This is a genomic window from Flagellimonas nanhaiensis (assembly GCF_003382275.1).
Taxonomy (GTDB): Bacteria; Bacteroidota; Bacteroidia; order Flavobacteriales; family Flavobacteriaceae; genus Flagellimonas; species Flagellimonas nanhaiensis.
Genome location: NZ_QTJX01000001.1, coordinates 1274372 through 1300995 on the forward strand (window position 1 = coordinate 1274372; position 26624 = coordinate 1300995).

Here is a 26624-nt window from a genome sequence, read left to right on the forward strand (position 1 = left end):
TGGAAACCGAATCGAATAAACGTGATTCAAAAAACTAAGGATATAAATATAAGAGTGTTGCTGACAGTCATCTGGCTGTCGCAACTCTCTTTATATGTCTATCATATCCTTACCACGCACACAGACAGCACTGAGGGTGTAGAGTTAAGTGTTGAGGCTAATGGAATTAAGGAAGCCGGCTCAAGTTGCGACTTGTGCACACACTTCATTACCAAAGCGGCCGATCTTAGTCTCTACGCAATCATACTTTTTCTTTTTACCCCTTTCTTTTTTGCTCCTTATCTAAAGGAAAACAACCTACCTTTCCTATTTGCCTCCAAGAATTTTCAAAGAGGTCCTCCCCAATAATTTGTTCACATATCTTTTCTGTTTCACCTAAATCATATTAGGCTGAAAATCAGTGTTTTTTTAACTCAAACTAGATTTGAGGTGATTCCTTATACCTAATCTAAAAACCACTATTGTGATCAACACAAATAACCTTACCAAGCAATATGGGGATCATATTGCATTGGACCGATTAAATCTGAATATTGAACAAGGGGAAATTTATTGTTTACTTGGGGCCAACGGGGCCGGGAAAACAACAACCATTAATCTGTTGCTTGGATTTATACAACCTACCTCAGGTTCTGCCTTCATCAATCAACTAAATGTTCAGGAAAATCAAAAGAAGAGCAAACGTTTCCTAGCCTATATTCCAGAAAATCTGATGCTCTACCCTACGCTCAGCGCTGTAGAAAACCTGCGATATTTCTCCGGAATTGGAGGCAAGGAATTTTCCATCGATGAATTGGAAGGATTCCTAACTGAGGCTGGACTTCAAAAAGAGGCTCATCATAAACGTATAGCTTCATTTTCAAAAGGAATGCGCCAAAAAGTGGGTATAGCCATTGCCCTGGCCAAGGACGCCAAGGTTCTATTATTGGATGAACCAACATCTGGGTTGGACCCCAAGGCCAGCAATGAATTTGGACAGCTTCTACAAACATTGAAAAATAAAGGGGTGGCCATTTTAATGGCAACTCACGATCTTTTCCGAGCAAAAGAAGTTGCCACTACCATCGGAATCATGAAAGAAGGTAAATTAAAACAAGAGTTTACCGCAAAAGATATCACACTACAACAGTTGGAAGAAGTCTACTTGAATACAATGGATTACAAACAGCTGGTGCCATGATACGACAAACATTTTTAAAAGAAATCAAGGAACTATTGCGAGATGGTCGTCCGCGAATAGCTTTGATAATTGTGGGACTTTTATTGTTGGTAGCCGTTTGGATAAGTGCACGGCAATATGAAAACACCAATGCACAATATGAAATTGCCAAACAGACCGAACGTGGTATTTGGGATGGCCAAAGTGATAAAAATCCGCATTCTGCTGCACATTTTGGCACCTATGCCTTCAAGCCAAAGTATCCCTTATCCCTGTTGGATCAGGGAGTGGATAAATATGCCGGTGTCTCCATCTTTTTAGAGGCACACAATCGTAATGAAGCCCAATTTAGTGCTGCCACTGATCAAACAGGGTTGGCACGGTTTGGTGACCTTACCCCAGATTTTATACTACTTTTTCTTGTTCCACTTTTAATAGTACTCTTGGGGTTCAATACATTTACCAAAGAGGGCGAGTTGGGTACGTTGGCATTGCTTAGAAGTTCAACAGTGCCCACATGGAAACTGGTTCTAGGTAAATGGATGGCCCTGTTTATTCCAGTTTTGATCATATCCTTGATTCTCTTTGGATTGGCTGGTGCTATTCTTTCAAGCTTAAAAGATTATGGAGTTTTTGAATGGAGTTCCCTGTTTATGATGTTATTGGTTTATTTACTGTATTACGTCATCTTTATAAATCTGGTGATGGTCATTTCGTTCCTATCAAAACGCTCAGGGATTTCCTTGGTGACATCATTGTCCATATGGATCTTGACCTGTTTGGCCGTTCCAAAAATAGCCAGCACCGTGGCGGAACAAAAATACCCCTACCCAACCAGGCAAGTATTTGAAGCCGAAGTGCTGCAGGATAAAAAAAGTGGCTTGGATGGTCACAATCCATGGAGCAAAGAAGCCAAATTGTTGGAACAAAAAGTTTTGGCCGAATACAAAGTTGACAGCCTGCATCAATTGCCCTTTAATTTTGATGCTTATCGCATGCAAAAGGGAGAAGAACATGAGGCAGAAGTCTATTTTAAACACTACAAGTTCCTTAAGGAACAGTACAACAACCAATCGCTTGTTTACCAGAATTTAGCAGTAATCTCACCGTTTCTTCCAACTCGGTTTTTGAGCATGGCCATTGCCCATACCGATTATGGGACACACTGGGATTTTTCTGATGCAGCTGAAAAATACAGGGTTGCTACCCAAAAATTCCTGAATGATGATTTTGCCAAAAACTCCTCATATGGGGATTGGAGTTATAGAGCCGATGCTTCAAAGTGGGCCACCCTCCCCCCATTTGAATATCAGCCGTCCAAACTCAAGGCTGTTCTTTCACAAAATGCTACCCATTTTCTTATTCTGGGTATTTGGACCGTCCTTTCATTTGGAGTTTTGTTTGTAACCGCAAAAAGAATCTAGCCATGTTGAAACACAATTTTATCCACGAATTAAAAACGCTGACCCGAAATAGATGGATGCTCTTTTTGGGAATTATCATTTTGGTCTTTTTCAGTTTTGCGACATTCAACGGACATCAAAAAGTAGAAAAACGAGCACTGGATATTAATGCGGCCAAACAAGAAGTAAAAGATGCTGATCAAGAAATGTTGATGTTGATCGATTCTGTGGAAAGGGGCATGGAAGTGAGTGCCCCCTACTGGACCATACCAACAAGTCCAATGGCCGTAGGAAACTATCATCCAAGGGTTGCGGCAATGGACCCAGAACCTTGGGCCTTTATTGCTACGGGGCAAAGTGACCTATTTACGCATTATGTGAAACCTACGGTTGCCGGCGATGATCATACGTTGAACTATACAGAAATGACCAGTCCAATACAGCTGCTTTTCGGAAGCTTTGATATAAGTTTCGTAATCATTTATCTGTTACCACTTATCATTGTTGCATTCTCCTATAATATTCTATCTTCCGAGAGAGAAAATGGTTCACTGCGTCTTTTGGCCTCTAACTCTATTTCCTTGCAGAAATGGGTTATCCAAAAACTTGCTTTTCGTTTTCTCTTTGTCGCCCTGGTGAGCATATTGGTGCTAGGTGGAATTTTCTTAATCAAAGGTTTTGACCTTTTTTCAAATTTTGGAGAGTTTCTTTCCCTTGTCCTAGTAATGCTGGGATATGTCCTCTTTTGGTTTGTTTTGGCTTTCATTATCAATATTTCTTCAGGAAGTTCAGCCAAAAATGCCATTGTTCTACTTGGACTATGGGTAGGCCTTGTGCTTTTGGTTCCTTCAATCCTGAACCAATTGGGGAACTCCATATATCCCATGCCTTCAAGAACCTTGATGATCAATGATATGAGACAAATCAAGGTAGATGTGAGCCAAAAACAAGATGAGATTTTGGACAACTACCTGCGCGATCATCCAGAATATGCAATTAACGATACCACTGAGAATCGTTCTTTTTACCACAGGTATATGGCTTCTCAAATGCTGGTGAAAAAAGAGCTGGAACCTGCTGTTTCCGAATTCGAGGACCAACTTAAAAGACAGCAACAGTGGTTAAATCAATTCAAGTGGTTATCTCCTGCAATTTTGGTACAAGAATCAATGAATCACATTGCCGGGACATCAACTTCAGACTATGAAAGCTATAGAAAACAGGTAAGTGAATTTGCAGATATCTGGCGGAATCACTTTATGCCCTTGTTGTACAATAATCAGAAATTCAGTGAAGCTGATTATAAAGACCTCCCCAGCTTTCAATACAAGTCCAAAAAGACCTCAGTTAAGGCAAATCTGTTACTGTTGTTTGTCATTTCACTGATTTTGGGGTTGACTTTTGGAATTAGTCATGTCATAAAAGGTAAAAAAGCTTCTATGGCAATGAATTAAAAATATAGGGTGTGTGCGGTTTAATCACTATTTGGGCTTGATCCGTCAGTTCAATAGTAAAATACCAAATCCGTATACACCCTAATCAAAAAACAATCACCAACAATCAAAAAACATGCAGAATCAACTAATAAAATGTGTTGGGCTACTATTATTGAGCCTTGCATCCTCGAAAACTATTGCCCAAACAAACAATGATAATTTTCCACCACCTGAAAATCCTGTAGAGATACAGGTCTCTAAATCCAAAGGTAAAATTCAGGTAGATGGAGTTTTGGATGAACCTGATTGGGAAAACCTTCAGGTTGTGAATGATTTTTTTAAACGAGAACCTCGGCAAGGAGGTAAAATTAATTATGCCACTGAGGTGCGATTTCTTTATGATGACAAAAACCTATATGTAGCAGCATTCTGCAAGGATTCCATAGGAATAAACGGAATACGGATTCAGGATCTTAGACGTGATTTCAGTTGGGGGGAAAATGACATTTTTGGTATTGCTCTTGACCCACAAAACTTGAAACAATATGCCCAGGGTTTTCAAACCACACCGTATGGAAACCAGCGTGATTTTCAGAATTTCAACGGAAACAATTTTGATACAGGATGGAATACCTTATGGAGGGTAAGAACCCAAAGAACGGCTGAGGGATATACCGTGGAAATGGCCATCCCTTTCAAATCGCTACGATACAATCTGCCTGCGGAAGGCAACACCATAGAATGGGGAATAACGTTAGTGAGGTACGCCCGTAGGGACGTAGAAGTTTCCACTTTTCCGGCTATTCCGCAATCATTCACGCCTTATCGAATGACCTATGCAGCCAAACTTACTGGGATTGAAGTGCCTCCTCCATCGGCCAATATTCGTATTGAGCCATATAGTCTTTATCAATTTGACCAAAACAAAGAGGGAGCGGATATAACCAACAAGGACAGTGACCTTAAGGTGGGCCTCGATGCCAAGTGGGCCATCAACCCAAAAACTGTAGTTGATTTAACGGTAAATACCGATTTTGCCCAAGCAGATGTGGACCGTGCCGTAAACAACCTGGAGCGCTTTAACATTTTCTTCCCTGAACGCCGTCAGTTCTTTTTGGAGAATTCCGGTATTTGGGCTGGTGGATTACAACAATCCATACGTCCGTTTTTTAGCAGACGTATTGGTCTCCAAGGAGAATTCAACGCGGTTCCTGCACCAATCGATATAGGTGGGCGATTTACACAGCGTACTGAAAAAGATGCCTTGGCGGCACTATTTGTACGTCAGAGGGAAACTGACAATTCTGCTGCGGCCAATTTTGGGGTTCTACGATATTTAAAGAACTATGGTCGGGAAAATAATATCGGTGTGATGGTTACCTACCGTGGCGATAATGATCACAATGGTCTAGGATTGGAGAGTAACAACAATACTACCATTACACTGGACGGACAAATACGGCCCACAAGTCAATGGGATATTCAGTACATTTTTTCCACATCAATTGATGAGATGACAGGTGAAACGGGATTTGCGGGACGTTTTTTTGCCGGCAATGATTCCAATAAATACTATTATGGGTGGGTCACCGAATATACTGATGCCAATTACAATCCCAGAATGGGATTTGTTCGACAGAATAATGTCATAAGACACAATCCTGGTGGATATTATGTTTGGAGACCCAAGAACATCAGTTGGATACGTAGATGGGACCCCGGGATGTTCGTAAATTACAATCATGATGCTTCCGATCCTACCCAATTTCAGCAGGCGAGTCTTTACATTTTCCCTGTTTTTGCATGGTTCAAGGACAACAGTTTTATTGAAGCCTCATTTACCCCTACTTGGCAGAACATAAATTTTGACTTCAGTCCCTTGGGATTACCCATTGCGCAGGATCGCTATTATTATACCCGGTATGTGGTTCAGTACAACACGGATCTATCAAAAAAATGGTCCGGGGATATTGGCTATAGCTTTGGTGATTTTTACAACGGTACAAGAAATACGGTTAACGCTTCGGCTAGATTTGCTCCAATGCCTCATACAGCGCTGACATTGGATTATGAGCACAACGCCTTAAAAGGAGTTGGTGCCAATATCGACAATTTAAGTACTAATCTGTATTCCGCCAATCTTCGATTGGCCCTTAATCCCAGAGTCCAGTTATCCACATTCTACCAATACAACAGTTTTAATGAACAGGGTAGATGGAACGTACGGTTCAGTTGGGAATATATGCCTTTGTCCTTCCTCTATATCGTGTTCAATGATGAGCAAACGGACATTTTTGATCCCATACAAAAAAGAACCCAGTTCATTAGCAAAATAACCTTATTGAAGCAATTCTAACCATTCTACAAATCCATAAGATGAATACTCCAAGAAGAAAATTTATAAAAAAGGTCACTGCTGGAGTGGCTGGAATGAGTGTCACGAGTGTATTTCCATTTTCACACAACTTTACTTTTGATCAATCCGAAAGTGGATCTATCAATCCTTGGATTGAATTATCAAAAGAAGCTTACTTGAAAAACGCCGAGACCATTTCAAAGATGGCCAAAGGAAATCAAATCATGGCCGTTCTAAAAAACAACGCCTATGGGCTGGGCGATGTAGAGGTTGCCAAAATTTTAGATACAAGCCCTCATATTCACGGCTTTGCCATGGTAAAAGACAGTAGGTGTCTAAGTTTGAGAAAATCCGGCGTAAAAAAACCTATTTTGCTCATGGGTGATTTTTCAGAAAGCCTTGGCGAGGAACTTATAGCGTCAAATATCACATTAAGCATCTTCTCAAGGGAATCTGTTGAAAAAATACTGTCCTTATCTGTAAAAACCAGTCATACAATCAGAGTTCAACTATATTTTGATACTGGATTGGGAAGAATGGGAATGCCGCATCATGAGCCATTGGACTGGGCAAAGGAATTGCTTTCCATGGAAAATATAGAGATTGATGGTATGTTTTCTACCCTAACCACGCCTGAAGATTTTGCGATCGAACAACTTCAAAGGTTCAAAGAGCTTAAGGATGAACTTCAGAATTTGGGGGTAGTAATCAAAAACACCCACATAGCTCCCTCTCTTTCCATGTTGCAGCTTCAAGATTCGCATTTGGATTTGGTTCGGCCTGGGATATTACTGCATGGCAGCTTTCCCATTGCGGCCATGTCAGAATCAAAAAACTACCCACTACAGCCCACTTTTCGGTTAAGAGCAAGGGTAATTCGAATGGAAAAGCTCAGAAAAGGAGATACCATTGGTTTTTCCAGATTCTATGAACTTCCCCAAGACGAATGGATAGCCACCATTTCCATTGGATGGGCAGACGGTTACAATAGCGGTGCAGAAAATGGAGCCAAAGTGCTTATTGGCGACAAGCTGTTTCCTGTGGTGAATGTTAACGCCAGTCATTGTAACGTCTGTGTAGGTACCAAAAAGCTTATTGATGTAGGTGCCGTGGCAACTTTAATAGGGCCGGATCGTGACGAAATCACCCCTGAAGGCTTTGCTAAATCCATAAATGGGCATAACTATCTTCAAATCAATTATAAAGAATCCATACCAAAAATTGTTTCTGATGACTTTATTTAAACGGGCTATCTATGTTCTGATGCTATTTTTGGGTATTCATGTTCATGCCCAGGGAAAACATATCACGGTTGATCAGGGCAAAGTTTCATTATACTACGAGGATGAAGGAAAGGGCCAACCTATTATTTTCATTCCTGGATGGACCATGACCTCACAGTTTTTCTCAAAGCAAAAGGAGCATTTCAAAGAAAACTATAGATGCATAACCTATGATCCGCGCAGTCATGGGCAATCAACAAAGACACCTAAAGGCAACACTTATTTGACCCATGCCAAGGACCTGAACCAACTTATCCAAAAGTTGGAACTTACCAATGTTGTTCTTGTAGGATGGTCCAGTGGTTGTGCCACAATATATGAATATGTGAAACTGTATGGATTGGGCAACCTCAATCGGCTGATTTTTATAGACGAACCACCTAAATGGGTAGGAGATACTAAAACAGAGTGGGTTTATGGAAGTTTTGATGATTACCGCGGAAGTTTAAAGGATTTGATTTCAGATCGGCACGGTACTGCTGAGGGTACGGTTAAATGGATGCTTAAAAAAAATACAGACAGTGTTGAAACAAAATGGATGGTAAACCAAATGCTGATGACACCAAATGATGTTGCCGTAAGTTTGTATTTAGACGGTCTGGTAAGTGATTACAGTGATGTATTGAAAAATATCGACGGAAAGTTGCCCTTGCTCTTTCTGCTCAGGGATTCATGGAATGATAGTGCCTTTGATTGGATTGGAAAAAATGTCCCAACAGCTAAGATTGAAAAGATAAGTAGTCACGCTATGTTTTGGGAAGATGCCAATAGGTTCAATAAAGTTTTAGAATCTTTTCTTAAAGAAAAAAATTAAATCTCAAAAGGCATCGTTAGGCCGACCATTAAATTCAATTTTGATAGAATAACTATTGCTTGAGTTTTTTTCCGGACAGGAGGTAAGTGTAGATCCACATTATCGTAAAAGTGGGAATTATGTCCCAACCCGGTACAAGCTCCTCAACAAAGGCAATAACACCTGCAGCTTGACCAACTTTGCCTTTATAGAGACGGGTCATGAGCCATCCGGCCATGGGTGCCCAAATAACATCGGAAAACTCTCCTATTCCAGGGATTACAAATGAGAGCATTCCAATGCCATCAAATAGAAGTCCTAAAAGTAAGTTGCGGTACTTATTGTCCTTGTCTTTTGTCATTGACGAAAAATAGGAAATAGCAACGAATTGAAGAAATTATGTCTACGATAAATCTGAGCTGATAAGCTTTAAAAACTCGTTTCTGGTCTCAATTTTTTCAAACTGACCCCTGAATCCAGAGGTAGTAGTGACTGAATTCTGCTTTTGTACCCCACGCATCATCATGCACATATGTGCCGCTTCTATAACAACCGCCACTCCCTTGGGCTTCAAGGTATTGTTGATGCACTCCAAAATATCATGGGTCAATCGTTCTTGCACCTGTAAACGTCTGGCAAAAACATCCACAACTCGTGGAATCTTACTTAGACCAACAATATGCCCATCCGGAATGTAAGCTATATGCGCCTTGCCAAAAAAGGGCAACATATGATGTTCACAAAGTGAATATACCTCGATATCCTTAATAATCACCATGTCATCATAGCTTTCAGCAAACATGGCACTTTTCAGTATTTCAACGGCGTTTTGCTTATACCCCTGGGTTAAGAACAGCATAGCCTTCGCCGCCCTTTCTGGAGTTTTTACCAACCCTTCACGATTGACATCTTCCCCAATGTCGTCCACAATCTTTGCAAAATGATCTTTTACCTCATTGGTAATTTCAATATTGTACTCTTCTAAATTCTGATATGGTGCCATAGATTCAGTTCTCGGTATTTAGCTTCTTTGAAAAATAAGTTTTCAATTTTTTAATCTTTGGGTCAATAATAAATTGACAATAAGGCTGTTGCCTATGGTCGTTGAAATAGTTTTGATGTTCTTCTTCGGCCACATAGAATGGTTGCTCCTCAGAAACAGCAGTAACAATTGGAGAGGCGAAAACCTTCTTTTTGTCCAACATCGCTATCAAATCCGTAGCACTACGCTTCTGTTCAGGCGTAGTATAGAATATTTCGCTGCGATATTGGGTTCCCACATCGTTGCCCTGCCTATTCAAAGTTGTTGGATCATGAGTGGCGAAAAAAACCTCCAATAAATCCAAATAAGAAACTTTGGAAGGGTCAAAACTAATCTTAATTGCCTCAGCATGTCCGGTACGTCCGGTGCAAATTTCTCGGTACGCAGGATTTTTTATGGTTCCCCCGGTATATCCAGATACCACTTCATGTACACCTTCTAGTCTTTGGAAGACAGCTTCGGTACACCAAAAGCAACCGCCTGCAAAAATTGCGGTCTCGAGAGGCTGTGAGTTTTGTTTATTCATTCTGCTGCAAAGTTAAACATTATTACTGGTAAAGCAACCGTATTCTAAAAATCACGCTTTAAACTGTCGTTCAACACACCAAAAACTTATTTAAAAAACCAATCTTTGTCTGCTCATAAGTTATCCTTACTTTCACCCAACGAAGCAGTTTTTATGATAAAAGCTACAAACATCAAAAAAAAATATGGAAACCTTGAGGTTTTAAAAGGTCTTAATCTTGAAATCGAAAAAGGAGAAGTGGTTTCCATTGTAGGGGCATCCGGAGCCGGAAAAACTACACTTTTGCAGATTTTGGGAACGTTGGATATCCCATCAAACCCTAACGAGAGTTCCTTAATTATCAATGGGATTGACATCACTCAATTAAATGATAAGAAGTTGGCCCGATTTAGGAACGACCACATTGGTTTTATTTTTCAGTTCCATCAATTGTTGCCGGAGTTCACCGCTTTGGAAAATGTCTGCATCCCGGCCTATATCAAAAAAACGCCAAGGGAAACAGCAGAAGCACGCGCTAAGGAGCTTTTGGACTTTCTTGGTCTAGCGGACCGTTATCACCACAAGCCCAATGCGCTCTCTGGAGGCGAGCAACAGCGTGTTGCCGTTGCACGATCTCTTATGAACAACCCGTCCGTTGTTTTGGCGGATGAGCCCAGTGGAAATCTGGATTCTGAGAGTGCGGACAACCTGCACAAACTATTTTTTGAACTTCGTGATCAATTTGGACAGACTTTTGTTATAGTGACCCACAATCTGGAGCTTGCGGAAATGGCGGATAGAAAACTGACCATGGTTGATGGCCTCATTGTTTAGTTAACACCTCTATGAGTTCCGACGAGTTAAAAGATTTCCTGGACCAAAAAGTGGTTCAATACAATCATCCCAAATTTCTTGAAGATGACCCTATCCAAATCCCGCATAGGTTCACAAAAAAGGAAGATATTGAAATTAGTGGTTTTTTAACAGCCACCATTGCATGGGGAAATCGCAAGAGCATTATCAACAATGCCTCTAGGTTGATGGATTTAATGAACCACGCTCCCCATGACTTCGTTCTAAACCATTCCGATGAGGAGCTCGAAAAATTATCATCTTTTGTGCATAGGACCTTTAACGGAACGGACCTTCAATATTTTGTAAAGAGTCTTCGGAATATTTATCTCCACCACAAAGGGTTGGAATCTGTTTTCAGTAAATATCAGCTAAAGCAGACCCTGCAACCTGCCATTTCAAACTTTAAATCTGTTTTTTTTGAATTGCCCCACCCAAAAAGAACTAAAAAACATGTTTCTGATCCAAATAAAGGTTCTGCTGCCAAACGTATAAACATGTTTTTACGATGGATGGTGAGGGATAATAGCACTGGGGTTGACTTTGGTATTTGGAACAGCCTCTCCCCTGCCCAACTTTCATGCCCCTTGGATGTGCATTCTGGGAATGTGGCCAGAAAACTGGGACTTTTAACACGTAAACAAAACGATGCCAAAGCTCTTGAGGAACTTGACATCAATTTGAGAAAACTGGACCCGTTGGACCCAGTCAAATACGATTTTGCATTGTTTGGTTTGGGTGTTTTTGAAAAATTCTAGTCGCTTCCCTGTTCCAATTCCCTGTCTGTAAGCGTTTTCATAAAGGCTATTATGGCTTTTGATTCTGTTTCAGTTAAATTCAAGGAATCTGGGGGCAATGTTTGAAAAGGCACATCCAAGCCCATACCTTGACCTCCGCCTACATTATAGAATTCAACCACTTCCTCCAAGGTTTCATAAACCCCATTATGCATATAAGGACCTGTTAGTTCAATATTTCTTACTGTTGCCGTTTTAAAGAAGTTTCGTTTTTCTTCTACTTTGTACGGATAATACATTCCTGGGTCATCATCCAAAATCGGATTTGAAAAACTGGCATTCTTAGGAACTCCCAAATTCTCAAACTCTGTCTCTACATACTTGGGAGGAACCGTACCGTTAAACGCCGGTGGAAAATGGCAAGTGGCACAAGCTGCCTTACCCATGAAGAGGTTAAAACCCAGTTTTTCCTCATGGGTCAAAGAATTTTCAATTCCTTGCATGTTCCGATCGAACTTGGAGTCAAAAGGTGCAAGACTTCTAATGTAGGTTGCAATAGCATGCCGCACATTTCGGTTGGTCATTGCTCCATTGTACAAACTGTCAAAAGCCGTTTTGTAATATGGATTTTCCTTTATCCTTTTTTCAATGGTGTTCAAATCCAGATGAAATTCATTCTCATTATTGACCACCTTAACAATTTGATCTTCAAGTCCATCTGCCCTACCATCATAAAAAAAGGATTTTTGATAAACGGCATAGGTCAAAGTCGGCGAATTTCGCTGAAGTTCCACACCATTTTGTCCAATGGCCTTTTTATATCCGTCCGTAAAAGCTTTTTCTTTAACATGGCAGGTAGCACAGCTCATGCTTCCTTTGCTCAGAGAGTTATCATTGAACAATTTTTTCCCGAGGGCAATTCTTTCTTCAGTGATTTCTGGAGACCCCTTCAAGGAAAACATCTTCATGTTAAAAAATTTCTTTGAAAAGATATTCTCTGCCGTGGGATCCAATGGCCTTGAGGTATTGAGTTGAATTTTCCAATCGGTAGCGGTTTCGTTAATTAACGTCAACTGGGTGTGGGTATGTTTTTTGATAAACTCATAACGGTCAAACGTATCAAACTCCTCAGCTTTTAAGTCTTCAATGGTACTTTCAATCTCCATTATCCATGCGGAGAAAAGTGATGGGTCGGCAAAAGCTTCTTCATAGATGGCGAGGACCTTTTCTATACTTTCATAATTATAAATGGCCTCATTCAGGGAATTGGACAACATAGGAGAATCAAACCCTGTGATTCCTTTGGTGGCAATGTTAACGATGGCATCTCTGATCATCTTAAGATGGTGCCGGTCTCGCTGGGAGTAAAGAATATGATTTTTTCGGATATATGGAATGCGTGCTTGGAGATATTTCAGAACGATGTCCAATTCTTTGTTAGATATGGTTTCTTCTCCATAAAGCAGCTCTTCCAACACCTGATAGCTCTTTGGCTTAAGGGTTTTAATATCCATGTAATCATCTATTTCAACCTTTAGAAGGTTGGGAGCGTTCATGGACAGATAATTTTCATTGTCGTAAGCAATGATCATAGGTTCTGCATGCTTATACCATTTCCTGCTCTTCAAGAAGTTTGCCTTATTTTCTTCTAGCAACTTGGACGTATCCATTTGTTTGATGTAGAATGCAGCACTATCCAAAGTAAGGAAATACAGGTTTCTGATGTCCTCATTGAACACGGACTCCTTATCCATGGATGTTGTGCGCTTTGGTTTTACTTCTTGCTTGCAAGAAAGCTGTACCAAAGCAATCATTATAAAACTGAGCGTGATTGTTGAAAGCTTCATGAAATGGTATTTAGAAAATGAAACGAAAAGGTTCCCTTTTTAAAAGGGAACCTCAACGTCTTAAAGATTTGATGGACGAAAAATTATCTAGGTAAACCAGTTATCTTAAACAAGAAGGAACCTTCCAACCTGGCAGCATCCTCATCAATAGCAGTAGGATCAACAAACTTTAACCCATCAGCTCTAACGGCTGTATCAGGTTGGTCGCTGTATCTCCATCCATGTACTTGGGCACCTCCCATAAAAGTAGGTTCTGAAGCTCCGATAATGTCGGTAACATCGATCATACCCGTTATTTCCCAGTATCTGTCAGTTGTTCCTATTCCAAGACCAGAAGCTACGGTTTGGTTACATTCCATTACTTCTTTGAATGTACCGTTAGCAATATCATACTGCCACAATTTGGCAAATCCTTGAATATCTGCGTTGTTATCTTGGTATCCGTTAGGATCTTCTTGAACATACACATAGTTTTCTGTAGCGAAAAGGTTATCTGGGGAGTGCATACCGTCTCCTTTTCCACCTTCAAGGTCACCATCAACCACACATGTAATTTTGGCATCACCGATTGGGTCGTCTGGATTAAGCTCCAATTTATAGACTCGCCCAAATGAGGTACCTCTATTAGCCAAATCAGGGTTGTCAGATCTTATCCTTCCAGTAGCATTGAAGAAAACTGTTTGATTGTTGGTTGCGGAACCTCTTCTCCAATCGATATCTTCAATCCTTTGGAAGCCAATAGCCACAGAGTCAATTGCTTCTTGATTCAATTCACTGATGGTTCTTTCGGTCATTTCTACCCATTCTACATCATAGGTAACATCTTCAGCCATTCCCATTTCAAACTTAAGTCCGCCACCGCCAATAGCAGTTTCGGTAGTGTTTTTTCCTCTCAACACATAAAGTTTTCCGCTGTAAAGATCACCTCTTCCACCAACATACATGGCAAAGTGACCCTCTGGGTATTCGTTGTTACTATCGTCATCTCCCATGAAAACAACGGTTTGTGTTGGATAGGCATCTTTTCCAATGACCACAGCATTTTCTGTAGACCATTCACCAAGTGCATAAAGTCTTTCTGCTTCCACTCTATCATCGGTAGAACGGAATGGGTTTACCTTGTACACTCCTTTGGCATTTCCTCCCCATTCTCCACCAGAAAGATAAAGAGGTCCAAATCCATGCTCTTCTACAGTAATTGATGAACCGGAGCACTGTGCAGTAAATGCAGTCGCCGTGGCATTTACAATGTAATCACCTTCCAACGGTTGTAGGTCAGAATTCATTCTGATTCTTGCAATGGAATAATCTGCCTCAAGGTTGTTGATGAAGGCAAAAGTGCCATCTTCATAAGGATAAAGAGCTGCACCATCCATATACGACCCATATACAAAAGTGGAATCGGAAGGAAGGATATCAGCAGAGGACATGATCATCTGCAATTCAGCAGATCCAGCGAACTCTCCTTTAAGCTCAAAAACAGAGTTGGGAGTTACGGAGCTGGTCAGTGGAGTTAGTTCCGCAACAGTAAGGTCATCTCCATCCTCACCATCTTGTCCATCAACACCGTTAACGCCGTCAACACCATTAATTCCATCTTTTCCGTCCTCTCCTTCGCAGCTGGTCAGTCCAAATCCTACAAGGGATGAGACCATCAGTCCAAAGAATAATTTTTTCAAATTCATAAAGTTTTAGTTTTTAAGGTTACAATGATCCCCAAAACTATCCACCTCACTTTACAGCCGGGTTAGCCCAATATATTCATTGGTTTATCTGAGTTTTAAGAAAAGGTTAGTTTGTAAATTTTAGGACAGCTAATTGTTCCGTGAACTTGAACTTAATGTTAACATCCCATTTTTAGAAGGATTGGGAAGAATCTAGTTCAAAATACCTATTTTTAGCATACGACTAATTCAATTCTAAAATGAAAAAAAATTACATCTTCTTTTGCATGCTATTATGCGCGAGCTTTGCTTTTGCCCAAAACAGAAAACTTCCAATTGATACCACGATAACTACGCAACATAGTGTTGTTATCAATGGGAGCACCATAAACTACACAGCAACTACTGGAACACAACCCGTTTGGGATGAGATGGGCGAACCTATTGCCTCGCTTCACTATACCTATTATACCAGGAATAATGTTAGAAACAGAGCTGAACGTCCTCTATTGATATCTTTTAATGGTGGACCTGGTTCTGGTTCAGTTTGGATGCATTTGGCCTACACAGGCCCCAGAGTACTTAAAATTGATGATGAAGGTTATCCTGTTCAGCCATATGGAGTGAAGGAAAATCCATTCTCTGTTTTGGATGTTACAGATATTGTCTACGTAAACCCTGCCAACACAGGATACTCCCGTACTATACCTGAACAAGGGGAAAAAGTGGACCGCGACAAGTTTTTTGGAATCAATGCTGATGTGGAATATTTGGCAGAATGGCTGAACACTTTTGTCACCCGAAACAATAGATGGAGCTCACCCAAATATATTATTGGTGAGAGCTATGGAGGAACCCGTGTAATGGGGCTTTCATTGGCACTACAGAACCAGCAGTGGATGTACCTTAATGGTGTAATCATGGTATCTCCGGCAGATTACAAGGTTATTCGAGTCGGTGGACCGGTTTCCAGTGCTCTAAACTTGCCCTACTATACTGCGGCTGCATGGCACCATAGAATGCTTCCTTCGGAACTTCAAAACAAAGACCTATTGGAAGTTTTACCAGAATCTGAAGATTATACGGTAAACACATTGATTCCGGCCATTGCAAAAGGGGGCTTTATTTCAAATGAAGAACGTGCTGCAGTGGCTAAAAAAATGGCTTTCTATTCTGGTTTGAAGGAAAAGGATATTCTTGACCATAATCTTGATGTTCCTACCCAATTTTTCTGGAAGAACTTGTTAAAAGAACGTGGAGGTTACAATGTTGGTAGACTTGATAGTAGATATTTAGGTATAGACCGTCAGCTATTTGGGGACAGTCCGGATTATTCTGCTGAGCTTACGTCTTGGTTGCATAGCTTTACCCCTGCCATAAATTATTACCTTCAAGAGGAACTGAAATTTAAAACAGATATCAAGTACAACATGTTTGGACCTGTACATCCCTGGAATAATGAAGATGACAATACCCGGGACAACCTTCGTCAAGCCATGGCACAAAACCCATACTTAAATGTATTGGTGCAATCTGGTTACTATGATGGAGCCACAACATATTTTAATGCCAAATACACCATGTGGCAAATCGACCCAAGTGGCCGTATGCAAGATCGTTTTGAGTTCAAGGGTTATCGTTCTGGACATATGATGTACTTGAGAAGAGAAGATTTAAAAAAGTCCAATGATGATTTAAGAGCTTTTATTTTAAGAACAAAAGCCAACGGGAAAAGCGCAAAATATTAATGACTATGTATAAATTCAGTCTTGTTGCATTTGTTGCCATCCTTACCTATCAAATAGGGTTCAGTCAGGAAATCCCTTCAAAGGAGTGGCAGATAAAAACAGCGTTGATGGCAGTTCCATCAGATTATAAGGAGGGAGCAAAAGTCTACGGTTATAATCAATCTGGAGAATTTGTAACCCTTCGTGAAGGGAGTAACGACTACATAGCACTGGCGGACGACCCATCAAATGAAAAGTTTTCCACTGCAGCTTATCATAAAAGTCTAGACCCTTTTATGGCCCGGGGAAGACAGCTCAAGGCTGAGGGCAAGGAATTCAAGGAAATTTTTGATATCAGGGAAGAAGAAGTCAAATCGGGAAAGTTAAAAATGCCTGATAAGGCAACGTTATGTGTGTTTACTGGAGAAGTTGATTCGGAAACCAAAGAGATTCTTAATCCTTATGTTCGGTATGTATTCTATATGCCATATGCCACAGGCGAGTCTACTGGATTACCTACTACTCCGACCCCTCCAGGGCATGCCTGGTTAATGGATCCCGGAACGCACAGGGCGCACATTATGATAACTCCTCCCAAGAATTGAGGGTATGGCATGAAGAAAGTTGTTTTTGATGATCCACACAGAAAGAAGCATTTTGCTTTTTTCAACCATATGAATCATCCCCACTTTAGTATTACTGCCCAAGTGGAGGTAACTTTATTATTGGATTTCATCAGAACAAACCAACTTCCCCTCACCTATTCTTTGGTCTACCTGCTCTCCGATGCTGCAAATAGTGTCAAAGAATTTCGATGGCGAATACGAAACAACGAGGTGGTGGAACACGAAGTGGCCCACCCCTCTTTTACGGTACCTACAGAGAATACCGACGTGTTCAGTTTTTGTACTGTTGACTTTCGGAACAATTTGCAGGATTTTATTGTTGAAGCCCACAAAGTGAAAACAGAAATGATGAAAAGCCCATCTATGGAAGATGAGCCTGAGCGTGATGATTTCTTCTTCATGTCGGCCATACCATGGATAAGTTTCACCAGTATTCAACATGCTATGCATTTTCATCCGCATGATTCTGTTCCCCGAATAAGCTGGGGCAAATTTTTTGAACAGGAAAACAAAACGATGATGCCACTTTCGGTTCAAGCACACCATGCTTTAGTGGACGGAAGGCATATGGGTATGTATTTTGAAAAGGTGCAAGAACTTTTTCTTTATCCTAAAAAATATTTGGACTTTTAACTACAACTATGTTTAAAAATAGAACTTTTATTTTGGCAATGATTTCACTACTTGGCCTTTTTGGGCTTAAAAAAGTAACCGCACAAGACTGGCCCAACTTAAAAAAATATCAATCAGCCAATTCAACCCTATTGAAGGGAGAGTTTGATACCAACAGGGTTGTATTTATGGGAAACTCCATTACGGAAGGTTGGGCCAATGAGAATCCAAGTTTTTTCACCAAAAATCCTTATGTGAACCGCGGTATCGGAGGGCAGACGACGCCCCAGATGTTATTGCGCTTCCGTCAAGATGTAATTGAATTAAAGCCCAGAATTGTGGTCATTCTTGCTGGCACCAACGATATTGCTGGAAATACGGGTCCAATAACATTGGAACAAATACGGGACAACATTCTTTCTATGGTACAACTGGCCAAAGCACACAACATTGTTCCTATTGTTTGCTCCGTTCTCCCAGCATACGATTATCCATGGAGGCCAGGTCTAAATCCCAATATAAAGATTCCAAAGTTGAACCAGCTTCTGAAACAAATGGCCACGGAAAACGAAGTGCCCTACTTGGATTATTTCTCCAAAATGGCAGACCATAGAAACGGTTTACCAAAAGAGTATACGACAGACGAGGTGCATCTTACCAAAAAAGGGTATCAAGAAATGGAGAAATTGGTCGGGAAAGCTTTGGAAGAAGCAGTAAAAAATTGATACGCTATATTTGCGCCTTCCCTCGATAAACACCGAAAAAGATTTAAGAAACGTGTTTTTTAAAGAACACTGGTGATCATTTTGTATATTTAAATATTCAACCTTTACAAGATGGAGCTTACAAGCGCAAAGGAAACCACTGTTGCCGTTTTGCCTTTTCAGATATTGGGAGATGTTGAAAGCATGAGTCCGGTCATTATCGGATTTACGGAAGACCTTATTGTCAATTTTTCAAAATTTATTGGACTTTCGGTTATTTCCCAGGATTCTTCCTTAGGTATTTCCAGTATTAATGACAGCCCAACTATTTCTTTATTGGGCACGGATTACATTGTTACTGGAAGTTTTAGGGCGCATGGAGAATTATATAGAATAGCCGTTAAACTTATACGTACAAGGGATAATAAGGTTGTGTTTGCCGGAAATCATGATGTAACCCTGGAATCCATCTTAAGCACCCAAAATACTGTTACCGAACAAGTTGTAAGCGTTCTACAGCAACAAATCAACCACGATCTTCTCTCCTATTCCTATAAAAAGGAATCTTTGGATTTAGCCGCTTACGAAAATTGGCTCTTGGGGATGAACCTATTAAAGAAAGGTACCATCGAGAGTGACCTAAAAGCTAGGGAACATTTTAAGGCTGCCCTTAAAATTGACCCTCAATTTGCTCGAGCTTATACCGGAATTTCACTCTCCTATTTCAATGAATGGAGCTGTCAGCTCTGGGATAGATGGGATATCAGTCAGAAAGGGGCCCATGAATATGCCCTTAAGGCTATCGAATTGGATGAAAACGATTATATCTCACTTGCGGTTTTAGGAAGGACTTTTCTGTATTTGGGTGATTACGAAAAATCAGAACATTTCCTGAGAAAGTCCCTCAGGATGAATCCCAATGATGCCGACAACCTAATTCTTATTGCTTTTTGCATGGTTTATCTTGGCTATGCCAAGGAGGCCGAGCAATTATTCCACAAGGCAAAAGAGTTGAATCCATTACACCCAGACGTGTATTTTCCTCACGGTTCATTTATCTATTTTGAGCTTGGTGATTATAAAAAGTCCATTGAGTACGTTGAAAAAGTAAAGAATACTACTTGCTGGACAGATTTTTCAGCGTATGCTGCCGCTGCGTATTACTATCTCTCAGACCACGAAAAAGTGAATTTCTATTGGGATATGTACATAGCAGCGTACAAAAAAAACATAGCCAAAGGAAAGGAAGTTTCCCTCAAAGATGCCCTTGAGTGGCAACATATGGTGAATCCATATAAAGTAAAATCCAATTTGGAGCCGTTCTGGGAGCATATGGGAAGTAAAAAATCCAGCGCCAATTACACTTCAAAAACCACTACTATTTCTGGAACTCCCAAGGGTAGTTTTGTGCAAAACGGGGATATCTGGGAAATTGAGTATGCCGGAGAATCAACGGGAATCAAGGATTGTAAGGGATTGCATGATATTGCAAAACTGCTGGAACAGCCCGAAAAGCAATTCCATTGCACCCAATTAATGGGGACCGTTTTGGATAGCAAGGGAACAGATGTTGTTGATGATCAGGCCATGAACGACTATAAAAAAAGAATACGATCTCTTCAAACTGATATATCAGAAGCCGAAGAAATGGGACACACTTCTAAAGTGGAAGACCTAAGAGAAGAATACGAGGCACTAATAGACCATCTTTCCCAAATCACCGGGATGTCCAACAAAACAAGAAAAATAGGTTCATCTCTGGAAAAGGCCAGATCAGCCGTAACATGGCGTATTCGTAATGCCATTAAGAAAATTGGAGAGGTCCAACCAAAACTCGCCAAACACCTGGCCAATTCTATTAAAACTGGCACTTTTTGTAGCTATGTTCCCGAGTCTCCCCACGAGTGGACCATATAAACTTACGGCACTTCCTTACAATGTAAGGTCAAAACTTTTGCATTAAAGTGTGTATTAACAACACAATCGAGAACATTTAAAGCAAAACAATGGAAACTATTTTACAAAATTTACCGAACCCTTGGGAAGTACTTATAGACCCAATCTCATTAATCGTATTGGGGATGTACGCGGTTTTAATGATTTGGGAAGGACTTTTTCCTGCAAGGAAATTGCCAAAAATGAAATTCTGGAAAATAAGAGGAATGGCCTCTTTTGCCGTTTTCTTTTATCTCTCCACCTATTTTCCACTTATCTGGGACACCTATTTGGCAGATTACCAAATTTTTGACCTTACTTCGCTGGGTGCGGGTTGGGGAGCATTTGTCAGTGTTATGATCTATGAATTTGCTCTTTACATTTGGCACTGGGCCATGCACAAAAATGATGGCCTATGGAAAGTTTTCCACCAAATGCACCACAGTGCGGAACGCATGGATACCTACGGGGCCTTTTATTTTAGCCCGATGGATATGATCGGGTTTACTTTTTTAGGAAGTCTTTGTTTGGTGGTAGTTGCAGGATTTACTGCTGAAGCAGCAACCTTGTTCATCCTGATAACCACTTTCCTGAGCATTTTTCAGCACAGCAACATCAAAACGCCAACTTGGATAGGTTATATCATCCAAAGACCGGAATCCCACACGGTTCATCATGCTAAAGGAGTTCATGCCTATAATTATTCTGATATTCCTTTGTTCGATATCATTTTTGGAACGTTTAAAAACCCATCCAAATATGAGCACGATACCGGGTTTTACCACGGAGCATCAACTAGGGTTTGGGACATGCTGACATTCAAAGATGTGCACAAGCCTAAAAATGCAGGATAATTCTATCTTTTAATATCCACATTTGTAAAACTCCAACTATGAATGATCACTATCAATTGAGCGATTCAGATTTTGAAAAGAAATTTGAGGATTGTAGCCTTGAGCCGAGTCTTTTTAATCATGAGGCCCATGTTAGATTAGCTTGGGTGTACATTAAAAAATATGGTGAAGCTATCGCCATTCAAAAAATATGTGAAGACATAAAAAGATTTGATCGAACGCATGGCGATGGAAATAAGTTTCATGTTACCCTTACGGTTGCCTCGGTAAAAGCGGTAAATCATTTCATCAAAAAATCTAGCTCCTCAAGCTTTAAGGCCTTTATTGGTGAGTTCCCCCGCTTAAAGACTTCTTTTAAAGAGTTATTGGACCAGCATTACGGATTTAATGTACTCTCTGATGAAAAAGCCAAGACAATATATGTTCTCCCAGACTTGGTTCCTTTTTCATGATTCTATATTACTTGCCTTGGGATTTTGTTATTTTGTACAATGCAAAATCCCAAAGTAAGTATCCTCATACCATTTAAGAATACTGCGCACTTCCTTTCCGATTGCCTCGATTCAATTCTAAACCAAACCTATAACAATTGGGAGGTTTTAGCTATCGATGATAGTTCCGATGACACTAGTCATGAACTGGTCAGCACCTATGCCAAAAAGGATTCAAGGATAAATGTATTTTCTAATGAAGGTTCTGGAATTATTCCAGCTTTGCGAACTGCGTATGCCAAAAGTACCGGGGATTTTATAACCCGAATGGATTCTGATGACATTATGAAATTGGACAGGTTAAAAACCATGGTTCAATCCCTACAGATTCATGGAAAGGGGCATGTAGCCGTGGGGCAGGTTCAATATTTTTCTGATCGAGGTATTAGCAATGGCTACGAAAGATATGAAACATGGCTCAACAATTTGACGGCCACAGGAAGCAACTATGATGAAATTTATAAGGAATGTGTGATACCTTCACCATGTTGGATGGTCTATCGGGAAGACTTTGATAACTGCGATGGTTTTGGGCCCAATCGCTATCCTGAAGACTATGACCTAACTTTCCGGTTCTACGAACATCACTTAAAAATCATTCCATGTGAAAAGATACTTCATCTATGGAGGGATTATGATAGCAGAACTTCCAGAACCCATGAACATTATGCCCAGAATTACTTTTTGGATATCAAACTGCACTATTTTCTAAAACTCCATTATGATTCAAATAGACCCTTGGTAATTTGGGGCGCAGGCTTTAAAGGAAAGACCATAGCCAAACAACTGCTTGAAAAATCCATTGATTTTACTTGGCTGTGTGATAACCCCAATAAAATCGGCAAAAAAATATATGACCAGCCCATGGTCCATTTTGAAACGCTAAAAACCCTGGATAGACCTCAAAGTATAGTAACCGTGGCCAATGAATCGGCCCAAGAAGAAATCCGGAACTATTTTTCCAGCTTAGGGCAATTGCCCATGACCGACTTTTTCTTTTTCTGTTGAATCGGAAAATTACCAAACTCTTAACAGCCCTTTTTTCATATCAAGATGCTTTTAATCCCTATATTTGTCCAATCTTAGTTGGGAATGCAGTTCAAACATCCGGAAATTCTTTGGGCCCTTTTTCTTCTCCTCATTCCCATTTTTATCCATCTTTTTCAACTCAGAAGGTATAAGAAAACTCCTTTTACCAACGTTGCCATGTTGCAAAAAGTGGTTTCGGAATCGCGAAAGAGCAACACCTTAAAAAAATGGCTGCTGCTATTGACGAGATGCCTGTTAATCAGCGCGCTGATTCTAGCTTTTGCTCAGCCCTTTTCTGCTAGTGAAACGGCCTTGAAGACTAAGGAAGTGGTTATATACCTAGATGATTCCTTCAGCATGCAGGCCAAAAACAATGGGCTTACCCTTTTGGAAAAATCAGTGCAGGACCTGTTCAAAGATTTAGACCCTGAAACTCCCATCAGCCTATTTACCAATGAAAAAACATATAAGAACGTTACGTTAAAAAGTATACAGAACAATCTGTTATCCCTGAGCTTTTCTCCCAAACAATTGGATCTTGGTGAAATTCAGTTAAAGGCAAACACCCTATTTTCAACATCCAATGCGGTTTCAAAAAACCTAGTGCTTATTTCCGATTTTCAACAACGTATTGCAAGCATCGGAGATTCGTTTGATTCTGACATTACCCAAAACTTGGTACCCACAAGGCCCAATTCCACTAAAAATGTATCTATCGATTCGGTCGTTTTTCAGAACGGACTAACCGAGCAAGCGACAATAACGGCCTTGCTTTCAGGAGGGTCAGCGGAAGAGAACATACCCATTTCCCTCTTTAATGGGGACATGCTGATTGCAAAAACTGCTGCAAATTTTAGTGCCAACGGCAAGGCTTCCGTAGAGTTTTCTGTTCCTTCCGGGGAAGAAATTCATGGCCTGCTGGAGATATCGGACAATGGTCTTGCCTATGATAACCGATTCTTCTTCAATATCAATGAAAAAGAAAAAGTGAAGGTCCTTGCAATCAATGAATCCGACGATAACTATTTAGAACGCCTGTTCACGGACGACGAGTTTATTTTAAGCTCTTATGTCCTAAGAAACTTGGACTATAGTACTTTGGACCAGCAAAAGGTAGTGGTGCTGAACAATCTGAGGTCCATTCCCGCTAGTCTGCAAAAAGTCCTTAAGACATTTCGGGATGATGGTGGAACATTGGTTGTGGTGCCCTCAACGAATATTGACCTGGATTCTTACAATCAGTTCTTCAGGAACTTTGGCAGTACCCAATGGGTTGAAAATGCCAATGCTCCCCAGAGAATAACTTCCATTTCCTTTCAACATCCTCTATTTAGGAATGTTTTTGAAAAAGAAGTGACCAATTTTCAATATCCAACAGTCAATCAATATTATAAAATTCGCTCCACAGCACCTAAAATCCTTTCCTTTGAAGGAAACGATGCCTTTTTGTATGGACAGGACGGACTGTATTTCTTTTCCGCTTCCATGGAAATCGAGAATTCAAATTTCAAGAACTCTCCTTTGATTGTCCCTACCCTTTACAACATGGCGATGTCGGGTCTAAAAGCTTCCGACATCTATCACGTTCTGGGAAAAGCAAACATTGTTGACCTTTCCATCGGCTTGGATCAAGACCAAATCATAAACGTTTCAAAAGATGATTACCAATTTATCCCGCTTCAACAGGTCTTTTCAAATAAAGTAAGACTAACATTTGACGGCACACCAACTGAAGGAGGAGTTTTCACCATTGATCATGGTGATAGAACTCTTCAAAAAATAAGTTTTAATTACCCAAGGTCTGAAAGCAAACTCAACTATCTGAATATAGAACAATTGGAAAATGTGGAAACGTATGATTCCATCGCATCTCTTTTTGAATATTTTGAAGCTGAAAACAATATTGCAACTTATTGGAAATGGTTTGTTATTTTAGCATTGTTTCTGGCGCTCATTGAGGTAATCATCCAAAAATTCATTACATGAACATACTGCTGAAGTCTGCAAAAATAGTGTGTCCGAACAACAAGGAACTTCACTTGAAAAAGCGGGATATTCTCATTAAAAAAGGATTTATAGAAAAAATTGCCTCTTCCATTGAAGCTCCCTCGAATACCAAATCGATAGAATTGAAAAACCTCCATGTTTCGGTGGGATGGTTTGATAGTAGCGTGAGTTTTGGGGAGCCAGGCCTAGAGGAAAGGGAAAGCATAGCCAACGGTCTGCATGTTGCCGCCAAAAGCGGTTTTACAGATATTGTGCTCAACCCAAACACAAAACCGGTTCCCGATACCAGTTCAGATATCGTTTTTTTAAGGGAAAGGGGATTGGGCAAAACCACCAACTTGTTCCCTTTGGGAACACTGACCAAAAACTCGGACGGAAAAGACCTTGCGGAACTGTTTGACATGAAAAATGCGGGAGCTATCGGTTTTTATGATTTTAAAAACCAACTTACCAACCCCAATCTTTTAAAGATTGCGCTCCTATATGCTCAAAATTTTGATGGACTCGTACTTTCTTTTCCGCAAGACGAACAAATAAAAGGCAAAGGAATAGTTCATGAAGGCAAAGCAACCACTATGCTCGGTCTAAAAGGTATTCCATCCATGGCAGAAGAGCTGCAAATTGCAAGGGACCTTTTTATTCTTGAATACACTGGGGGGAAATTGCACATCCCTACGATTTCCACTGCGGGTTCGGTAAAATTAATCGCAAATGCTAAAAAGAAAGGTTTGGATGTAACCTGCAGCGTTGCCGTTCATAACCTTGTCTTTACCGATGAATCCCTGACCGAGTTTGACACCAACTTTAAAGTTTCTCCACCTTTGAGGGAACAAAAAGATTGCAAAGCCCTTATCAAAGGACTCAAGGATGGTACCATTGACTTTGTCACCTCGGACCACATCGCCATAGATGTTGAAGAAAAAAGGGTGGAATTTGACAATGCCGTAGACGGAAGTCTTGGTTTGGAATCTGCCTTTGGCGCGCTCATCCCTCTTTTTGGGCTGGAGGATACCATAAAACTTATGACCCAAGGACGTGAACGTTTTGGGTCGGAAGAGCCCACTATTAAAGAAGGAGCAAAAGCTACACTTACCCTATTTGACCCCACATTGAACTGGGACTTTGAATTGAAGGATATTCTATCCACTTCCAAGAACAGCATGTTTTTAGGTTCGCAACTTCAAGGGAAGGTGTATGGTGTAGTTAATAATGATCAAATTACAATCTAATATTTTGAGCGAGACCAATTCAGGAAAGACTACTGCAATTATAGCCTACCTTACCATTGTAGGCTGCCTAATTGCCATTACCATGAATATGGAACCCAAAAATACCTTCGCCAGATTTCATATCCGTCAGGCTTTTGGTATTCACTTGGTATTTCATGCTTTGGCCATTGTTATGACCTTTACCGAGGTGGTCTATATGTCCTTACCGCTATATCTATTCTATCTTGTTCTTTGGGGGTATGGCTTCCTTCAGGCCCTGAACGGAAAAACCAAACCGTTGCCTGTTTTGGGAGAGCATTTTCAAAAATGGTTTACCTTTATCCCTTAATTTTT

At 40.5% G+C, this 26624-nt stretch carries 25 protein-coding genes; 20 read left to right on the forward strand and 5 right to left on the reverse strand.

The window, feature by feature from the left end:
- The first annotated feature begins 57 nt into the window (after positions 1-57).
- From DX873_RS05815 to DX873_RS05845, 7 genes are all read left to right on the forward strand, one after another.
- Positions 58-348 (forward strand): hypothetical protein, encoded by a 291-nt coding sequence (locus DX873_RS05815; RefSeq protein WP_147296611.1) that lies wholly within the window; start codon positions 58-60, stop codon positions 346-348.
- A gap of 115 nt (positions 349-463) precedes the next feature.
- Positions 464-1180, forward strand: coding sequence for an ABC transporter ATP-binding protein (locus DX873_RS05820; protein ID WP_116183551.1), 717 nt, complete (start codon positions 464-466; stop codon positions 1178-1180).
- Entirely contained in the window at positions 1177-2583 is a 1407-nt protein-coding gene (locus tag DX873_RS05825) for an ABC transporter permease (protein WP_116183552.1), read from the forward strand. Before DX873_RS05820 ends, DX873_RS05825 begins: the two co-directional genes overlap by 4 nt.
- Before the next feature lie 2 nt (positions 2584-2585).
- Entirely contained in the window at positions 2586-4016 is a 1431-nt protein-coding gene (locus DX873_RS05830; protein ID WP_116183553.1) for a DUF3526 domain-containing protein, read from the forward strand.
- A gap of 115 nt (positions 4017-4131) precedes the next feature.
- Positions 4132-6354 carry a DUF5916 domain-containing protein gene (locus DX873_RS05835; protein ID WP_116183554.1) on the forward strand — a complete coding sequence of 741 codons (2223 nt, stop codon included), beginning with the start codon at positions 4132-4134 and terminating at the stop codon, positions 6352-6354.
- Positions 6355-6374: 20 nt separating this feature from the next.
- Entirely contained in the window at positions 6375-7598 is a 1224-nt protein-coding gene (gene alr, locus DX873_RS05840) for an alanine racemase (protein WP_116183555.1), read from the forward strand.
- The gene (locus DX873_RS05845; protein WP_181899443.1) at positions 7585-8451 is read left to right on the forward strand and encodes an alpha/beta fold hydrolase; all 867 of its coding nucleotides are present in this window, start codon (positions 7585-7587) and stop codon (positions 8449-8451) included. The genes alr and DX873_RS05845 overlap by 14 nt, the downstream gene beginning before the upstream one ends.
- 52 nt (positions 8452-8503) lie before the next feature.
- On the opposite strand, the gene DX873_RS05850 is transcribed toward DX873_RS05845, so the two are convergent.
- From DX873_RS05850 to msrA, 3 genes are read right to left on the reverse strand one after another with little or no spacing between them, the layout of a single operon-like run.
- Positions 8504-8791 (reverse strand): hypothetical protein, encoded by a 288-nt coding sequence (locus tag DX873_RS05850; RefSeq protein WP_116183557.1) that lies wholly within the window; start codon positions 8789-8791, stop codon positions 8504-8506.
- Between the two features lie 42 nt (positions 8792-8833).
- The gene (folE, locus tag DX873_RS05855; RefSeq protein WP_116183558.1) at positions 8834-9433 is read right to left on the reverse strand and encodes a GTP cyclohydrolase I FolE; all 600 of its coding nucleotides are present in this window, start codon (positions 9431-9433) and stop codon (positions 8834-8836) included.
- A gap of 4 nt (positions 9434-9437) precedes the next feature.
- Complete coding sequence (gene msrA, locus DX873_RS05860; protein WP_116183559.1) at positions 9438-9998, reverse strand: peptide-methionine (S)-S-oxide reductase MsrA; 561 nt, start codon at positions 9996-9998, stop codon at positions 9438-9440.
- A gap of 153 nt (positions 9999-10151) precedes the next feature.
- Here msrA and DX873_RS05865 point away from each other — a divergent pair, with 153 nt between their 5' ends.
- Positions 10152-10811 (forward strand): ABC transporter ATP-binding protein, encoded by a 660-nt coding sequence (locus DX873_RS05865; protein WP_116183560.1) that lies wholly within the window; start codon positions 10152-10154, stop codon positions 10809-10811.
- Between the two features lie 11 nt (positions 10812-10822).
- Entirely contained in the window at positions 10823-11587 is a 765-nt protein-coding gene (locus tag DX873_RS05870; RefSeq protein WP_116183561.1) for a TIGR02757 family protein, read from the forward strand.
- Here DX873_RS05870 and DX873_RS05875 read toward each other — a convergent pair.
- Both DX873_RS05875 and DX873_RS05880 read right to left on the reverse strand, forming a co-directional pair.
- Positions 11584-13413 carry a cytochrome-c peroxidase gene (locus DX873_RS05875; RefSeq protein ID WP_116183562.1) on the reverse strand — a complete coding sequence of 610 codons (1830 nt, stop codon included), beginning with the start codon at positions 13411-13413 and terminating at the stop codon, positions 11584-11586. The genes DX873_RS05870 and DX873_RS05875 overlap by 4 nt on opposite strands.
- An 83-nt stretch (positions 13414-13496) precedes the next feature.
- Positions 13497-15098, reverse strand: coding sequence for a PhoX family protein (locus DX873_RS05880; RefSeq protein ID WP_116183563.1), 1602 nt, complete (start codon positions 15096-15098; stop codon positions 13497-13499).
- 239 nt (positions 15099-15337) lie between these two features.
- Here DX873_RS05880 and DX873_RS05885 point away from each other — a divergent pair, with 239 nt between their 5' ends.
- The 11 genes from DX873_RS05885 (at position 15338) to DX873_RS05935 (ending at position 26619) form a co-directional block, all read left to right on the forward strand.
- Positions 15338-16825 (forward strand): S10 family peptidase, encoded by a 1488-nt coding sequence (locus DX873_RS05885; protein ID WP_116183564.1) that lies wholly within the window; start codon positions 15338-15340, stop codon positions 16823-16825.
- Positions 16826-16830: 5 nt separating this feature from the next.
- Positions 16831-17409, forward strand: coding sequence for a hypothetical protein (locus tag DX873_RS05890; RefSeq protein WP_116183833.1), 579 nt, complete (start codon positions 16831-16833; stop codon positions 17407-17409).
- Positions 17410-17418: 9 nt separating this feature from the next.
- Positions 17419-18063: a chloramphenicol acetyltransferase gene (locus DX873_RS05895; RefSeq protein ID WP_116183565.1), complete on the forward strand. Its 645-nt coding sequence runs from the start codon at positions 17419-17421 to the stop codon at positions 18061-18063.
- An 8-nt stretch (positions 18064-18071) separates the two neighbouring features.
- Complete coding sequence (locus DX873_RS05900) at positions 18072-18767, forward strand: SGNH/GDSL hydrolase family protein (RefSeq protein ID WP_116183566.1); 696 nt, start codon at positions 18072-18074, stop codon at positions 18765-18767.
- A 111-nt stretch (positions 18768-18878) separates the two neighbouring features.
- On the forward strand, positions 18879-20663 hold the full coding sequence (locus tag DX873_RS05905; protein ID WP_116183567.1) for a tetratricopeptide repeat protein: 1785 nt from the start codon (positions 18879-18881) through the stop codon (positions 20661-20663).
- 89 nt (positions 20664-20752) lie between these two features.
- A complete protein-coding gene (locus DX873_RS05910) occupies positions 20753-21535 on the forward strand; it encodes a sterol desaturase family protein (protein ID WP_198412964.1) in 783 nt (260 codons plus the stop codon).
- 38 nt (positions 21536-21573) lie between these two features.
- A complete protein-coding gene (locus DX873_RS05915) occupies positions 21574-21987 on the forward strand; it encodes a hypothetical protein (protein ID WP_116183568.1) in 414 nt (137 codons plus the stop codon).
- Positions 21988-22026: 39 nt separating this feature from the next.
- Positions 22027-23034 carry a glycosyltransferase gene (locus tag DX873_RS05920; protein ID WP_116183569.1) on the forward strand — a complete coding sequence of 336 codons (1008 nt, stop codon included), beginning with the start codon at positions 22027-22029 and terminating at the stop codon, positions 23032-23034.
- An 84-nt stretch (positions 23035-23118) separates the two neighbouring features.
- Positions 23119-25041 carry a BatA domain-containing protein gene (locus DX873_RS05925; RefSeq protein ID WP_116183570.1) on the forward strand — a complete coding sequence of 641 codons (1923 nt, stop codon included), beginning with the start codon at positions 23119-23121 and terminating at the stop codon, positions 25039-25041.
- Complete coding sequence (locus tag DX873_RS05930; RefSeq protein ID WP_116183571.1) at positions 25038-26291, forward strand: dihydroorotase; 1254 nt, start codon at positions 25038-25040, stop codon at positions 26289-26291. Before DX873_RS05925 ends, DX873_RS05930 begins: the two co-directional genes overlap by 4 nt.
- Positions 26272-26619, forward strand: coding sequence for a DUF4870 domain-containing protein (locus DX873_RS05935; protein ID WP_181899444.1), 348 nt, complete (start codon positions 26272-26274; stop codon positions 26617-26619). The genes DX873_RS05930 and DX873_RS05935 overlap by 20 nt, the downstream gene beginning before the upstream one ends.
- The last annotated feature ends 5 nt before the right edge of the window (positions 26620-26624 follow it).

Coding starts and splice junctions, on each gene's coding strand:
- DX873_RS05825 (WP_116183552.1), top strand. CDS start 1,177: ATGATACGACAAACATTTTTAAAAGAAATCAAGGAACTATTGCGAGAT.
- DX873_RS05830 (WP_116183553.1), top strand. CDS start 2,586: ATGTTGAAACACAATTTTATCCACGAATTAAAAACGCTGACCCGAAAT.
- DX873_RS05835 (WP_116183554.1), top strand. CDS start 4,132: ATGCAGAATCAACTAATAAAATGTGTTGGGCTACTATTATTGAGCCTT.
- alr (WP_116183555.1), top strand. CDS start 6,375: ATGAATACTCCAAGAAGAAAATTTATAAAAAAGGTCACTGCTGGAGTG.
- DX873_RS05845 (WP_181899443.1), top strand. CDS start 7,585: ATGACTTTATTTAAACGGGCTATCTATGTTCTGATGCTATTTTTGGGT.
- DX873_RS05850 (WP_116183557.1), bottom strand. CDS start 8,791: ATGACAAAAGACAAGGACAATAAGTACCGCAACTTACTTTTAGGACTT.
- folE (WP_116183558.1), bottom strand. CDS start 9,433: ATGGCACCATATCAGAATTTAGAAGAGTACAATATTGAAATTACCAAT.
- msrA (WP_116183559.1), bottom strand. CDS start 9,998: ATGAATAAACAAAACTCACAGCCTCTCGAGACCGCAATTTTTGCAGGC.
- DX873_RS05865 (WP_116183560.1), top strand. CDS start 10,152: ATGATAAAAGCTACAAACATCAAAAAAAAATATGGAAACCTTGAGGTT.
- DX873_RS05870 (WP_116183561.1), top strand. CDS start 10,823: ATGAGTTCCGACGAGTTAAAAGATTTCCTGGACCAAAAAGTGGTTCAA.
- DX873_RS05875 (WP_116183562.1), bottom strand. CDS start 13,413: ATGAAGCTTTCAACAATCACGCTCAGTTTTATAATGATTGCTTTGGTA.
- DX873_RS05880 (WP_116183563.1), bottom strand. CDS start 15,098: ATGAATTTGAAAAAATTATTCTTTGGACTGATGGTCTCATCCCTTGTA.
- DX873_RS05885 (WP_116183564.1), top strand. CDS start 15,338: ATGAAAAAAAATTACATCTTCTTTTGCATGCTATTATGCGCGAGCTTT.
- DX873_RS05890 (WP_116183833.1), top strand. CDS start 16,831: ATGTATAAATTCAGTCTTGTTGCATTTGTTGCCATCCTTACCTATCAA.
- DX873_RS05895 (WP_116183565.1), top strand. CDS start 17,419: ATGAAGAAAGTTGTTTTTGATGATCCACACAGAAAGAAGCATTTTGCT.
- DX873_RS05900 (WP_116183566.1), top strand. CDS start 18,072: ATGTTTAAAAATAGAACTTTTATTTTGGCAATGATTTCACTACTTGGC.
- DX873_RS05905 (WP_116183567.1), top strand. CDS start 18,879: ATGGAGCTTACAAGCGCAAAGGAAACCACTGTTGCCGTTTTGCCTTTT.
- DX873_RS05910 (WP_198412964.1), top strand. CDS start 20,753: ATGGAAACTATTTTACAAAATTTACCGAACCCTTGGGAAGTACTTATA.
- DX873_RS05915 (WP_116183568.1), top strand. CDS start 21,574: ATGAATGATCACTATCAATTGAGCGATTCAGATTTTGAAAAGAAATTT.
- DX873_RS05920 (WP_116183569.1), top strand. CDS start 22,027: ATGCAAAATCCCAAAGTAAGTATCCTCATACCATTTAAGAATACTGCG.
- DX873_RS05925 (WP_116183570.1), top strand. CDS start 23,119: ATGCAGTTCAAACATCCGGAAATTCTTTGGGCCCTTTTTCTTCTCCTC.
- DX873_RS05930 (WP_116183571.1), top strand. CDS start 25,038: ATGAACATACTGCTGAAGTCTGCAAAAATAGTGTGTCCGAACAACAAG.
- DX873_RS05935 (WP_181899444.1), top strand. CDS start 26,272: ATGATCAAATTACAATCTAATATTTTGAGCGAGACCAATTCAGGAAAG.